Below are 15029 nucleotides of genomic sequence, written 5' to 3' on the forward strand. Positions count from 1 at the left end.
TTCAATAATCTCCTTTTTTATAGTCCCTGTGCTACATAAAGGCGTGAAAACACTCCCTGATTACGCAATAATTCCTCTGGAGTTCCCTGTTCTGCTACTTTCCCTCCATCCAAAACAACTATCTTATCTGCATTTGCAACTGTACGCATACGATGTGCAATTACTAACACTGTCTTTCCTGCCAACAGCGTAGAAAGAGCTTCCTGTACTAATGTCTCACTTTCTGCATCCATAGATGCTGTCGCTTCATCTAAAAGTACCACTGGTGCATTTTTAAGTAAGGCTCTTGCTATCGAGATACGTTGACGTTCTCCACCTGAAAGAAAGCTTCCGTTTTCACCAATGTTTGTATCATATCCTTCTGGCAATCGTTCAATAAATTCTTCACACTGTGCTGCTTGAGCAGCCGCTCTCACCTCTTCATCCGTTGCATCTTTTCTTCCCAGTCGAATATTCTCCATTACTGATTCATCAAAAAGCAAAACATCCTGAAAAACAATTGCAAAATTTTTAAGTAACGTCTCAGGCTCCACTTCGGAAATATCCACTCCACCTAATGTTATTTTTCCACTGTCAATATCCCAAAAACGTGCTGCCAGCTTGGAGACTGTAGACTTTCCACTTCCGGAAGGACCAACTAACGCTGTCACTTCTCCCTGTTTTGCTACGAAGGAAATTCCTGATAATACTTCTTCTGCATCCTCTTCTTTCTTATAAGAAAATACAACATCCCGAAACTCAATCTCATATCCTTGATTCGCACACACGCTTTTTCCTGTCTGAATCGATGTTGCTTCCATCTCTTTCATACGTTCCACACTAACTAATGCAGAAAAAATTTCCGACAAAAGCATAAAACAGCTGGAAAACGGATCATATATTCTTCCTGCTACAATCAGAAAAAAGAGAAACATAGGAATCGTTAATGTCCCCTCTGCAACAAAATATCCACCTGCAAAAAGCACTGCAACCAGACCAAAACGTACCACAAACTGGGCTGCTGCAAGAGCTGAACCCGGGATAAGTTCGTTTCTGAAAGAACACTTAACTACCTGAGCCAATTTTCCTTCCAACCCTTTTAAGTATTCGTCTTCCCTTGATGCAGATTTTAATTCCTGAATTGTATCCAAATATTCCTGCACACCATCATAAGCACTTCTTCTTGCCTGCACATTCTCCACCTCTGCCTTCTGCTGTGCTTTTCTGGCAAGAAAAAGCACCAGGGTTGCCAACGGAACAGGTAATAGAATGCATAGTCCCATACGATAATCGGTCACAATTAATCCAATTGATATTAAAATAAAGGTCACAATTGTTCCAAACAGCATTGGCATTGCATTGGAAAATGTTCTCTCTAGCGCAGTACAATCTCCCATAATTGTTGTAGTCAGATCCGCAATATCTTTCTTTCCAAAAAAGGATAAAGGTAGTTTTCTCATTTTTTCTGCCAAAACAATTCTACGGTTTGCACTTTCTTCATAAGCAGTCGTATAGGTCTTGTTATACTGAACCCATTGTGCCGCAAAAATCAGTGTAAACAACACTACCGCTCCAATCAGATAGAACACGATATTCTTCTGTATTACAGGCTCTCCACTCTCGATAGAAAAAAGCATATCCTGTACCAACTTCATTAACAATCCTACCGGAATCATTAGACATAGATTATAAAACGCCGCTGCTATAATACCGCCTTTCAAGCTTTTTGCACCCTTATCGCTTAAAGCAAACATCTTTTTTAACAAGTCATCACCTCGTTTCCAACATGCCATTTTGTTGTCTTAATATAATCTTTCCACATATGTGCGTAAATTCCGTCTTTCTCCAGTAACGCTGTATGGTTTCCCTGCTCTGCAAGTTCTCCATCCTTCATTACAAGAATCTGGTCTACCCCCTGAATCGCCGACAATCGATGCGCAATCATAATCACCGTCTTTCCTTCTGTCAATTCGGTCAGTGCTTTCTGAATCTGTACTTCATTCTCCGGGTCAGCAAATGCTGTCGCCTCATCTAATACAATAATCGGAGCATCCTTTAAAATTGCTCTTGCAATTGCAATTCTCTGCACTTCTCCACCAGAAAGATACACTCCTTTGCTTCCTACCACCGCATCAATTCCGTCTGGGAAATTTGCCAAAATATCATCACATTGTGCCAGATGCGCGGCATGTAATGCTTCTTCTCTGTTGGCATCCCGCCGCCCTGCACAGATGTTGTCTAATAAAGACTCTTTAAAGAGCTTCGGATTCTGGAACACAAAGGCAACGTTTTTCATCAAATCTGCCTGAGACAATTCTCTAACATCAACACCACCAATTTTTATCTCTCCTTCTGTCACATCATAAAAACGTGGTATCAGGCTGGCAGTTGTACTTTTTCCACAACCTGAAGGTCCCACCAATGCTGTTGTTGTACCTTCCTTTACCACAAAACCAAGATTTTTAACTGCTGGATTCAGAGCATTTTCATAAGAAAAGGTTACATTCTCAAAAACAATATCATTACCCGTTTTCTGCTTCGGATTCTCTGCTTCACTCTGCTGCTCTGCATTTAAAATCATATCGATTCTGCGCATAGATTCCTGTGCCTGCATCTTATAGTTGCTCATATACATAATTTTATTTAACATAACACCACATGCCGGCGTGAAAATCAGATAAAACAGAAAATTTTCCGTAAAATGAACCATATTATCTGAAAAAACACCTGACAGAACTGCCGCCGGTATTAATACCAGAAATGGTGAGTTAATTACTGCCGTAAACGCCACCACACCTGTACGACATGCCATTGTAAATGCCATCGCATTATCACTATAATCCTTAATGGCTCTATTAAACTTTGTGAAAGACTGCACTGTCTGTCCAAATACTTTCACAACTGATATGCCTCGTATGTACTCCACTGCTTCATGATTCATTGTCTCTAATGAATCCTGATAGTTCTGCATAAATTTCATGCTGTCTTTTCCCATTAACATAAACTGAAGCATAAAACCAATTCCAAACAATAACAGCAATGGAAGTCCAATGTGCCAGTCAAAGCACAGCATCAGGACTAAGCTTGCAATCATTGTTACATATGCACCTACTAAATCTGGAAGCTGATGACCTACATAACTTTCCGCCTGTGTGCTATTTTCATCAATAATTTTTCTTAATTTTCCACTTGGATTTGCATCAAAATAGCCCATCGGCATTTTAGCAAGATGCTGCAACGCTGCCATTTTCAGATTTTTCTCCATTTGGAATGCTGCTGTATGAGAACACAGTAAGCATGCAAAATAAATTATCAATCCTATTAATTCTGCTGCCAGTGCATAACCTCCCCAGCACATTAATGCATTCACATTCAGCGGACTCCCAGTAAATACTGCTACCATCTCTTTTGCGGCAAAATACACACATACATATGGAATTAAAATGAACAATGCACTTATTCCAGATAGTATATGAGATACCGTTAATAACCAGCGTTTTTTCCCTGCGAATGCCAAGAGCCTCTGGATTAGATCATCTTTTTTCTTCATAACATATCCTCCTTTTTTAACAAAAATGCGAGAGTTAGTTTAATCTAATCACTAGCACAATTATACGCAAAAGAAGTCTATAATTCTACTCCATTCTTTTTTGTTTTATAGAAAATAGCCCGTTTTTATCTTCTTTTTTTCCTGTACTCTCTCGGCAATTCTCCATATACCGAATAAAAAGCCTTAGCGAATTTGCTTGCATTGGAATATCCTAATTCCATTGCAATATCACCAATCCGTCGTTCTCCCGTCAGCAGTTGGACTGCAGCCACATTCATACGATATCTTTTTAAGTATGCATAGGGAGTTTCTCCATATATTTCCATAAATATTTGATAAAAAATATTTATATTAATTCCTGATGAAACTACTAATTTCTCCACAGATATATTTTCATCAATATGAGAAATCAAGTACTCTTTTACCCCCTTTGTTATCTGTACCTGTTCTCTATTAAAATATCTGCCATCGAAACGATTTTCAATCTGAGTCTTTTCTATATGGTAAAGTACCTCCATTACTTTAATTCTAAAATAATCCGTACTTTCTTCTCTTTTTCCCTGATATACTGCTTCAAATATATCAGCAAGTTCTTTTGACGGCGGGCTGACATACCAGTGTTTTTCTCCATTCATCAGACACATTAATCGTCCAAAGTCAATTCCAAACACCTGCATCAACTGTTGCACCTGCTGTGGTATTGCCTGCATATCTAATACTATAGACAGCCCTTCATACTTTTTAAGTGGAAAAGAAAAGCATACTGGTAAATACTCTGTTCCATTAATACTAAACTGCCCTTCCGACAGACAATCTAATGTCTGATTTGGGAACTGACATTCATATTGTCCTTTTCTACAATGACTAATGCTAATCATTTGCTCAGGGAAATTTTGGGTTGGAAATATATCGGAAGTATCCATATCCATAAAGTATAAATACACTCCTTGAAAGATATCATATATTGTCAATTCTCCCTTTCCAGTACACCCATAATCAAGTTTTATGTAATTTACCTGCTCTGCTATCACTTTTGTCTCACTGCTGTACCACTTTTTATTCTTCACATTTCTCACCTCATTAGTATAGACTAACTCCAAAGTTACCACATATTTTATCCTTTGTCAAAAGCTAACCTCAAGGAGTTTGTGTCAAGTACTTGTGGTATTTTCCAACTAAAAGCAACTTAGTTTTGCACTTACCTTGGAATCCAGTCAAATAAATATAAGCAGCCCAATAGAAATTCCAATTACATATAATAAACTCCCAAAATCAGCTAGGACTTCAGCTGACTGTGGGAGTTTATATATTCTTTATCAAATGATGTGGACATCAAAATCAGTTTACATCCTATCCATGCTTCTATAACTTTATATCCGCCTCTTTAAATCCTCTATACACCTCTTTTACAAAGCCTTCCTCATCAGTTATCTGTGGAAGATTTAACACAGAGTTATGCTCTCCTTCTTCACTCTTTCTAAGAAAGCCTGTCTTAAGGTCTTCTTTGGAGAGCTTATAATAAGCTCTGTCATCAGTGAAATTATTAGGACTCACAAGGTATGATCCGGCGGTTACATCCCAGTTACAAAAGGCCTTGATGCCATATTTTCTTTCATTTCTTTCAAACCAGTAATTAGTCTTGTCTACTATGTATTTACCTATCTGTGAGCCACTTGAAAGAAGCTCTTCCTTGAATTTTTCCACCTCAAATATTACCTTTAGGCAGTTGTTTCCTGTAGCTATGCTGATAGGCACTCCAGAAGTTAATACCTTGAATGTAGCCTCATAATCCACAGAGAAATTTAACTCATTGATTGTAAGTCCACCTACGACTAAAGGGGAGGTTATTCCTCCCATAAGGGTGATGGATTTTACCTTGTTAAAAGCCGCCTCATCCTTTACCAGTGCACCTGCAAGGTTGGTAAGAGAGCCTGTTGCCAGTATATGTACCTCATCCTCTGAATTAAGGGTATCTATTATGAACTTGGTGGCTTCATTGTCATAATCTCCGGGAGTCAGTCCTCCCTTATACACCTTGATATCACTTCTTCCTATTTCCTTAAGAAAGCTAAGTGTGTTGGCATATACCGTTTCAGTCTCGTTATTGCCGAAGCAGTTTGTAATTCCTAAGATTTCAACATCTTTGCATCCTAATAGATAAAGAAGAGTTAAGCCATCATCCACATCACAGTCTTCTACACCTATAGTATTGTCGCAGTCAAATATTATTTTTTTCATCCCTATTCCTCCAAAAGTATAATATCATTGTTCTTCCTGCTTATAAGCCTTAGTTCATCGCCATTTTTAATCTCTGCTTTGGTAAATTCTCCGTAAGGAAGCCTTACCTTGTATTCATTTTCTTCTGCCTCAAGTATCAGCTCGGTAATCTCACCCCCAAAAGATATCTGCTTTAAGCTGACCTTTATCCCCAATTCTCCCTTGTTATCCACATCTAATTCGCTTGGACGAAGAAGGAGTTTATATTTCCCCGGCTTTTTATCAGTTTTAAAGCTAATTATATCAGATGTAAAGGTGTTTCCTTCCACCTTGCCGCAAAAGAGGTTCACATCGCCTAACATAGCTGCAATTTTCTCATCTTTTGGACTGTTATAAAGCCCCTCAGGACTGTCAAAGGCGAGGATTCTCCCCTCTTCCATAAGGGCAAGCCTGTCAGACAGCTCCATGGCCTCTTCTTTGTCATGGGTTATCATCACAGTGGTTATGCCATTTTCCCTGTGCAGCCTCCTTACAAGCTCCCCCATTTCCTTTCTGAGGTCTTCATCAAGGCTTGCAAATGGCTCATCAAGGAGGAGGAGCTTAGGCTCGGCTCCAAGTGCCCTTGCAAGTGCCACTCTCTGCATCTGTCCTCCCGAAAGCCTGCTCACCTTTCTTTTCTCATAGCCTGAGAGCCTTACCTGAGTTAGCAGCTTATCGACCTTTTCTTTGATTACTGCCTTGTCCATCTTCTTAAGCTTCATGGCAAAGGCGATGTTATCCTCTACATTCATATGCGGAAATAGCCTCAAGTCCTGAAACACTATCACAGTCTGCCTTTTTTCAGGTGGAAGTCCTGCTACATTCTTATCAAAGATGTTTATATCTCCGTTATCAGTTTCTAAAAGTCCTGCTATACTCTTTATAAGGGTGGTCTTGCCACAGCCGCTTTTCCCGAGTATGGAGACAAATTCACCACTTTCTATCTCAAGATTGATATCCTTAAGTATGTGGTTTTTCCCATAGCTTACATTCAATCCTTTTACACTTAAACTCATATTTCACCTACCTGTGATACTCTATTTCCGCATTTTTTAGGAAGAGCTTTGCCAGTCTGTCAAAGCCCGCAAATATTACTATCGTCACTATCATAAATACCAGACTGTATATGCTCGCAAAGTTTCTCTCACCGCCCTGAATATAAGGCACCATAATTACCGCAAAGGTATTAACATTACCTCCTCCGATTAGGAGAGTTAAAAAGTACTGACTGAAGGAAATGAGGTATGCCATGGTAAAGGCTGATAGGATGACAGGAGTGAGATTTGGAAGGCTTATCTAAAAAAATGCCTTCAAACATTATTTCTTAGAAGTGTAATTTTATAAAAAACAATATTTACTTGTATAATCTATAATACTCATAGAATACCCCTTTATTGTTCATAAGTTCGTCAAAAAATCCCTCTTCTATAACTTCTCCATTTTTAATAACAACAATCCGATCTGATTTTACTATATTAGTTAGTCTATGTGAAATATAAATTAAAGTTCTATCTTTGTATTTATTTCTTATATCCTTAAAAAATTCATACTCAGACTTTGCATCTAAAAAAGCCGATGGTTCGTCGAAAATCAATAACTTCTTATTCATGTATATTGTTCTTGCCAGTGATAACTTTTGATTTTCTCCTCCTGATAATTCTACTCCATCTTTATTAAATAACTTAGTATTATATGAAGATAAATTAATTTTTTTATTCTTTATAACTTTATTAAGTCCGCTTAACTTCAGGGCTTCAACTACATTACTCGAATTAATATCTGTACTTTCTCTTAATGTTATATTTTCTATTATTTTGAATGCATAATTATTGTTATTTTGAAAATATATACCAATACAACTTCTCAATTCTTCAACTACATAATCTTTTATATTAAATCCATTAATTACAATTTCACCTTCGTCAACATCATAAAATCTCAGCAACAACTTTATCATTGTTGATTTTCCAGCTCCGTTTTCGCCTACTATAGCAATCTTATCTCCACTGTTAATATGCAAACTTAAATTCTTAAATATATAATTTTCTGTAAATGGGTATTTAAATGATATTTTCTTTAACTCTATAGTTTTAATATCTTTGATATGCCTAAATCCATCATTAACATTATTTTTTTTATTTATAAATTGTTTATAAAAACTTACTTTGTTACTGTCTTCAATTATACCATCAATGCTATATACAACCCTCGACATATTGCCACAAAGCTGCGACATTAATCCCACATATAATGAAAAATCTCCAACTGTCATTTCATTTCTTGATATTTTAAAAATTACACTCAAAATAATCCCTAGCAAAACAATCTCTGGCAATAGTAAGCTTATGCTAGAAACAATTAGTTTTTTAAATAGTATTTTTCTTCTCTCCCCAAACATTAATTCACATATTATTCTATATTTTGATAATAGCAATGATTTAATTGGGTATTGTCTAAAATCTTGTGCATAATTTTTGTCTGTAACAAGTGAAACAATATAGTCTACTTTTCTTTCTTCTGATAGTCTATCAATATTGAATTTATAGATTTTTTTTGTAAAACTAAACTTCGCAATTCCAGATGGTATACAAGAAATTATCATAATTATTGTATAAATCCATAACTTATCAAGTGCAATAATACATATGACTGCTAGTGATATTATCGAAGAAAATATTTCAATAATTCCATTTGTTAAATTTGCAATTGAATTATAATTATACTGCACATATTGTAATTCATCATACAACGTTGCATTATCATACCATTCTATATCAAGCTCTAAGGATTTTTTTATTGTGTCTTCGCCCATATTCCTTCTTAATTTATTACTTTCCATCTCTGTCGAATACTCTATACATCCATTTAAGAATCCAATAATTATTTTAAGTGTACAGTATATTAAAACACAGACTGTTATCGAGGCTAAATCCCCTATGTCTTTGGATGCAAGTTTATCAACAATGTCCTTTACTAAATATGTCATAAATATTGCAATAATGGGCAATAATATATTGCTTATATTCTTTATAAATGAATACATAAATGATACCTTTTTCAAGGTCTTAAAGCTAAATAATATGCTACCTATAAAATTCATAATATTATTAATCATTTAACCACCTATTTATAGCTATAAATAATTGCTCAAAATTTATAAAGTCCTTTGCATCCACCATATCGGAGTGTATAGATATTCTGTAGTAATTCTCCATTAGTGACAGGATATCTTCCAAATGATAAATTCTGTCATAATAATGTGGAACAACCATGATTTTATTTTCAAAAAAATTATCATCAATATATTTTGATAATTTATTTTTGCAAAATGTTTTGAATTCGGCTTTATTTATTTTAATTTTAATTTCTGTGTTATAATTCCCATCTAGTATAGTATTAAAATTTCTATTTATATCTTCTGTATTCCATTCTTTTTTATAAGCATTATACATTAAATACTCATATATTTTTTTTATGTCAGATACATTATTACTTAACATTGCAGTTGCCACAGCACAGGCCTTACTATTACCCGAAAAAAATTCTCTTCTTCCTCCTATACTCCTTACACATTGTGGGCTAAAGTCAACTACTATATTTTTCTTTTCTACATAATACCAAAATTCATTTTCCGTCTGAAAAAAACCTCCAAAAATACCTATCACATTATCTAGTTTTGCTGGATATGATTCACAGTCTCTATTACTATATGAACATATAATTACTTTACCTCTTTCTACGAGTTTATCACATAACTTTATTATTGTTTTTACTTTATCATATGAAACTATATTTCTTATAGCAACTGGCATACAGACAATGTCGACATCATCATCAATCAAATCTGATAAAGCATGACAACATTGATCTATTGTAGAAGTGCCAATATCATTTAATACTTTACATATTATATAATCTGCACTTTTACATCTCTCAGATATTATCCGATACATATTTGTACCATGTCCTAGCTTATCGTTAATCGTTTCACTAGTATAATTCCTCTTAGATATTATACTATTAGATTCAATTCTACTATCAATTCCACTGTCAATTATTGCAATCTTCATAATTATGAACATTCCTTTCGCTTAGCTCAATGTACAAACAAGCGGGGCATTGAGCTCGTCTTCTTATCATTGGTAGTAAACCAAGTTTATTTAGTCACAGAATGATGTTGTGGTCTTGTGACCCCTTATATAAGTGTGTCCAAAAATATACTTTATTTTTCACTCTTTATTCACCAAAAATAAATACGAGTCATTGAGTGTTGGCATAACTTCATATGCTGATTCTATCGGCTTCTCTTTTGATAAAACTCTTAGCCTCACGCCATCTTCCAATAAATCTTTCTTTGATACAAGATACTCTTTCTCAAACTTTATTGAGTCATCCTCACTTATTTTTAATTCCCACACACTACCTTTACATCTCCTCATAAGCTCATCTTTAGTTCCATCATATACATTTCTTCCGTTATCAAGTATAAGTAATCTTTTGCAGGTAGATTCAATATCTGAAACTATATGTGATGAAATGATTATCGTCCTATCTCTTGAAAATGTAGTAAGCACATTGCTAAAATGTATCCGTTCCATAGGGTCTAAGCCTACTGTCGGCTCATCTACTAAGAGTAAATCCGGGTTGCCTATAAGTGAAACTGCTATTCCCAACCTTTGTTTCATCCCCCCTGAAAGTGCTTTTGTTTTCATCATTTTACATTCTTCAAGATGAACTAATTCAAGCAAATTTTTAATTATATTTTCTTTATTTTTTTTTACTTCATTAAGTTCTGAAAAATAATCCATAATCTCAAATACAGTCATATTGGGATAAAACGAAAATTTTTGGGGTATGTAGCCTATTCTGTGTCTTATTTCATTAATATCCTTTATCTTTTCTCCTCCGTATGAAATCTCTCCTGCATCTTTTTCAAGAATTCCAGCCAATATTCTTATAAGTGTTGTTTTTCCAGCACCATTGGCACCTAGCAGCCCATACATTCCTTCCTCTATATGAAAGCTGAGTTCGTTAAGAGCTATCTTATCTTCATAACCCTTACAAAGTCCTTTTACTTTTATTTCCATTATCCTTTACCTAACTCCTTTCCTTTTATTATAAAGAACAGTATCACTAGCATTATATAAATGCCAGCTATCAAGCTTATTACGGAATATCTAAGTTCGTTAGTGTAACAGCATACATTTAGTAACGCTAAATTTTTTTTCCCTATTGCACAAAACAAATAATACCCCAAGTAAGCAATGTATCCCGCTAAATCCCTACCAGATATCTCCGAAAATATCACTCCAAATAATCCCAGATATACAGAACTTATACAAATCGACAAAAACCACCATCCAAAATTTATATTATTCATGGCAGACATAAGATATAGCGAAAATATTATAAAACTTAACGTAATCATAATTCCTATTATGAATCTTGTAAAAAATATTCTAATGTATGATATTTTACAAGTATAGGTGAACTCGGCAACATTATTTTTATTTTCTATATTGCACATTGGTAACAGTATGAACATAGAAAAAAATATAATTATGTTTTCACCAGTTGTTTTTACATCGTATTCGTTCATATCTCTGTTCATGAACCTTACAAGCAATAATAACAAGAATAATAGACTAATTAATATATTGCCACGAAATGCGAATTTAAATTGATAAGCTAAAAAATTTCTACTTTTACATTGCAAATCCTTAGATTCGTTTATATTTAAATTACTATTAAGGAAATTTTTTATCTTATTCATCTTCTTCTCATGCGTTCTCCCCCTTCTATTTCTGTCAAATATAATTATAGAAATAATTATAACTATAATCGATAAAAACAACATAAAAATCCGATTTATATATATTTCATTTTTTACACTGTCATAATAATTGTCTATCCCAAATGAACTGAATCTTATTATAACTCTCCAAAATTCATAATTTCCAATAAATGTAGCTATTGACAATAACCATATAATAAACTGCGTTCCAATTACAATAAATACATTATTGAGCCAGATATCTAAAAAAACTGATAATGCGACCATAATCAGTATTGTAGGTACAATCCAAATAAGCCAATATTTTATGAATGGGATATAAGAAATGTGGTAACCATATGTTCCCAGTTCATAATGAAAATATATAGCTCCAGCAATTGAGATAAGTAATGTAATAGAACTAATAGGCATAACTACAGAAATAATTCTAGTAAATACAATTTTAGAGCTTTTACTATTTGAAACATATAACATTTCTGTAACATGATTTTGCCTGTCTTTTATGAAAATTGTAGCTGATATGACTGCTGAAATAAGTCCAGCCAATATTCCTAAATAATTCATAAAATACCTCGCATATCCTTCTGATAAGCCTATCCTTAATGAATAATTGAAATCATTCGTTTCCTCTTCTATTGTATTGCGATTATCCTCATGCGTTCTATTTATCCCAAATCTTTTGTGTCTATAAACACTATAAAGTCCTGATTTCTCCCCATAATGATAGTTTGTTCTGTATCCTATTGTTTTTTCGAAGTTATTTATTAATTCTAAAACTTTATTGTCAGTTAATTTTATTTTAACATTAGACATTTTTTCTTTCTCGTCATACATGGGGTTTATTTCTATTATTATTTTTTTTAAATTTGCTCTTATTTCATCGGTAATATTCAAATCAACCGGGATTCCATTGCCTTCCTCCCCACCATAAACAACCATGCTACTATGTCTTATATCTTCCTTTAATTTAAAATAAATAAACTCTCCCGGACTTAATGGCTTGCTGTAATAATATTCCACTTCAGGGGAAATCGATATAAACGTAAATCCTAACATCAAAATTATAGCCACCAAAAATGCGGTTGAAAATGTATTCTTCTTCATTTCAATCCAAAACATACCTCACCTCTTTTATTTAATATAAATTCATCATATCTTAAGTATAATTTTTCTAATTAACCATTGCCAATTTTTAATCATAATATCAGTCATCTAAAAATTTTTGTAAATTGCACAAATTATAAATTAACTTCTTGTTATCAAAGGCATATCTAAAAAATACACACCTTCTTGCGATACATCTTAAGTTATTCTTACAATCTATACACTCCTCACTTACATTTCGATTAAATTCTTCCAATCTCTTTTCCCAATCTAAGTCAATACCTGTAAATATAGAACCGATAATGAACTTATTGTTGCCATGTACCGCAATGCAAGGATAGATATTCCCTTCATAATCAATTACCCTATTGTAAATTCCACCTAAACATACTCCTTTATCTGAGTCTGTTATAGAAATAGAACTACAAATAGAATATTCATTCTTGTCCTTTATATATTCCTCACATTTTTTTATTTGTATCGAATAAATAGATAAATCAGCTTTTGTCCAATAGTAGTTCCAATAATCAATATAACAAAATATATGCTTAAATCCTAAATCCCAAAGATGCATAATATTTTCAAATAATACGCATACACTATCTAATGAAACAGTAACTCGCCCAGTAATCTTTAATCCATCCTTAATCATTTTTTTTATATTTGAGCTAACAGTTGAATATGAACCTATACCATTTTTAAATATTCTCATTGAATTATGAACTAATGGTTTCCCATCTATACTAATACTGATATCATCTATTTTTCTTAATAGATTTAATATATTTCTCCCATATAGTGTTCCATTTGTTGTAATTGAATATGTAAATCTTATCCCTTCAATTGTATTAAACTTATCAATTAATAAAGAAATCACCTTATAATTCAGCAAAGGTTCTCCTCCATGAAACCTAACCAAACATTCCTGCACTCCATTGATAGCAAATGTACTTCTAAGAAATTTGTAAACTTCTATAGCTGTACTTTCTTTCATAAATGCAGCATTTTTATCCCCTTCATAACAATATCTACATCTCATATTACAATCTTCTGCAACCCACAATGAAACAGACATTTTAGCCATATATCTTTTTCTCCAATATTGTTTTTCTAGATTTACAGTAAGCTTCCAAGTACCCATATTTATTATATAAATACATATACGCTGGACAAGTATTGCAAAACATATATACTTTACAACCACTGCAATATGGTGCTCTATCTGGCATTATTGATTTATAATTATTATATCCACTCGTTTCACGGTATCCTTTATTTCTCATATAATTATAGAAATTGTCAATTTTTAAAATATTATCCCCTTTAAACTCTTGTAAATTCAAAGCTCCACACGGATATATACATAAATCACTACCAATATAAATATTGCTCATAAACGCATCACAGATAGTTGTTCTATATTGAGGTAAAAATCCCCAATTTACTTCAGTTTTTTTATAATTTATACTCCTTCCATTAAGGTCTTCTATAAACATTTCTTTAAATAATTTCTCATCATTGTCTCTCCCTCTTCCAACTGGAGCAAATCTTCTAAGTATTGGCACAGTCCCCCACTTTTCATTTAGTTCATAAAATGCAGATTCTCCATTTCTATTAATTGATGTTATTACTGATGAAACCGATATTTTATCCATACCTGCATTTTTCAACAATCGTATTGCTTTATCAATTTTATCAAAAACATTCACTCCTCTAATCGCTTCACAGGTTTTCTTATCATAACCATCTATGCTTATGCTTATATCATCATAATTATCAGCCAAAAATATTGCATTATCCTCATTAATTAATGTAGCATTACTCATCAAGCATAATTTATCAAATCTTTCTCTTGCAAATTCAGTCAATTCAAAAAAGTCTTTTCTAACGAGTGGCTCTCCCCCTGTTATGCAGATTGTTTTAACTCCTATTTTTGACAAAATCTGAAAAACACTTTTTAATTCTTCGGTTGATGGCTCTCCTGCAAATTCCATTACTGAATTTGCACAATGAAGACATTTTAAATTACACAAAGCTGTTATGGCAATATCTACACTTACTAACTCATTTTTATTATTATAATCTATCAATTCCAGCTTTTTCAATTTATTTAATATATCTTCAATATAAATTCTGCTATCCAAATCAAACTGATTAATAAAATCCTCATGTTCACTTTCAGTATTTATATAATTATTAACATAGTTAAAACACTCTTCTGTTAGTTTTATCCAACATCCGTTATGAGGATTATTTAAAACAACATATCCATTTTCCGAAACAATTCGTATATCTTCACAATATTTCATATAGTAGTCTGAGAAGCAAATAAACGCGTAAGAAATA

General features: G+C 33.4%; 11 protein-coding genes and 1 pseudogene. All 12 read right to left on the reverse strand.

Annotation, left to right across the window (positions count from 1 at the left end; translation table 11 throughout):
- Positions 1-17: 17 nt before the first annotated feature.
- The 12 genes and pseudogenes from JJN12_RS11320 to JJN12_RS11375 all read right to left on the reverse strand — a co-directional run bounded on the left by JJN12_RS11320 (position 18) and on the right by JJN12_RS11375 (position 14992).
- The gene (locus JJN12_RS11320; RefSeq protein WP_456298509.1) at positions 18-1733 is read right to left on the reverse strand and encodes an ABC transporter ATP-binding protein; all 1716 of its coding nucleotides are present in this window, start codon (positions 1731-1733) and stop codon (positions 18-20) included.
- A 5-nt stretch (positions 1734-1738) separates the two neighbouring features.
- Positions 1739-3529 carry an ABC transporter ATP-binding protein gene (locus tag JJN12_RS11325; protein ID WP_208429788.1) on the reverse strand — a complete coding sequence of 597 codons (1791 nt, stop codon included), beginning with the start codon at positions 3527-3529 and terminating at the stop codon, positions 1739-1741.
- A gap of 125 nt (positions 3530-3654) precedes the next feature.
- Positions 3655-4596, reverse strand: coding sequence for a helix-turn-helix domain-containing protein (locus JJN12_RS14515; RefSeq protein WP_208429789.1), 942 nt, complete (start codon positions 4594-4596; stop codon positions 3655-3657).
- A gap of 295 nt (positions 4597-4891) precedes the next feature.
- Positions 4892-5767, reverse strand: a complete 876-nt coding sequence (locus tag JJN12_RS11335; RefSeq protein ID WP_208429790.1) for a nucleoside hydrolase — start codon at positions 5765-5767, stop codon at positions 4892-4894.
- 2 nt (positions 5768-5769) lie between these two features.
- Positions 5770-6801 carry an ABC transporter ATP-binding protein gene (locus JJN12_RS11340; RefSeq protein ID WP_208429791.1) on the reverse strand — a complete coding sequence of 344 codons (1032 nt, stop codon included), beginning with the start codon at positions 6799-6801 and terminating at the stop codon, positions 5770-5772.
- Positions 6802-6808: 7 nt separating this feature from the next.
- A pseudogene (locus JJN12_RS14645) lies at positions 6809-7078 on the reverse strand (ABC transporter permease); the annotation flags it as partial.
- Positions 7079-7139: 61 nt separating this feature from the next.
- Complete coding sequence (locus JJN12_RS11350; RefSeq protein WP_208429793.1) at positions 7140-8900, reverse strand: ABC transporter ATP-binding protein; 1761 nt, start codon at positions 8898-8900, stop codon at positions 7140-7142.
- A complete protein-coding gene (locus JJN12_RS11355) occupies positions 8893-9855 on the reverse strand; it encodes a S8/S53 family peptidase (protein WP_208429794.1) in 963 nt (320 codons plus the stop codon). The genes JJN12_RS11350 and JJN12_RS11355 overlap by 8 nt, the downstream gene beginning before the upstream one ends.
- Before the next feature lie 159 nt (positions 9856-10014).
- Positions 10015-10872, reverse strand: coding sequence for an ABC transporter ATP-binding protein (locus JJN12_RS11360; RefSeq protein ID WP_208429795.1), 858 nt, complete (start codon positions 10870-10872; stop codon positions 10015-10017).
- On the reverse strand, positions 10872-12698 hold the full coding sequence (locus JJN12_RS11365) for an ABC transporter permease (RefSeq protein WP_208429796.1): 1827 nt from the start codon (positions 12696-12698) through the stop codon (positions 10872-10874). The genes JJN12_RS11360 and JJN12_RS11365 overlap by 1 nt, the downstream gene beginning before the upstream one ends.
- 85 nt (positions 12699-12783) lie before the next feature.
- Entirely contained in the window at positions 12784-13767 is a 984-nt protein-coding gene (locus JJN12_RS11370) for a radical SAM/SPASM domain-containing protein (RefSeq protein WP_208429797.1), read from the reverse strand.
- Positions 13760-14992: a radical SAM protein gene (locus JJN12_RS11375; RefSeq protein WP_208429798.1), complete on the reverse strand. Its 1233-nt coding sequence runs from the start codon at positions 14990-14992 to the stop codon at positions 13760-13762. Before JJN12_RS11375 ends, JJN12_RS11370 begins: the two co-directional genes overlap by 8 nt.
- Positions 14993-15029 lie beyond the last annotated feature (37 nt).

The sequence above is a fragment of the Catonella massiliensis genome (assembly GCF_016651435.1).
GTDB lineage: Bacteria > Bacillota > Clostridia > Lachnospirales > Lachnospiraceae > Catonella > Catonella massiliensis.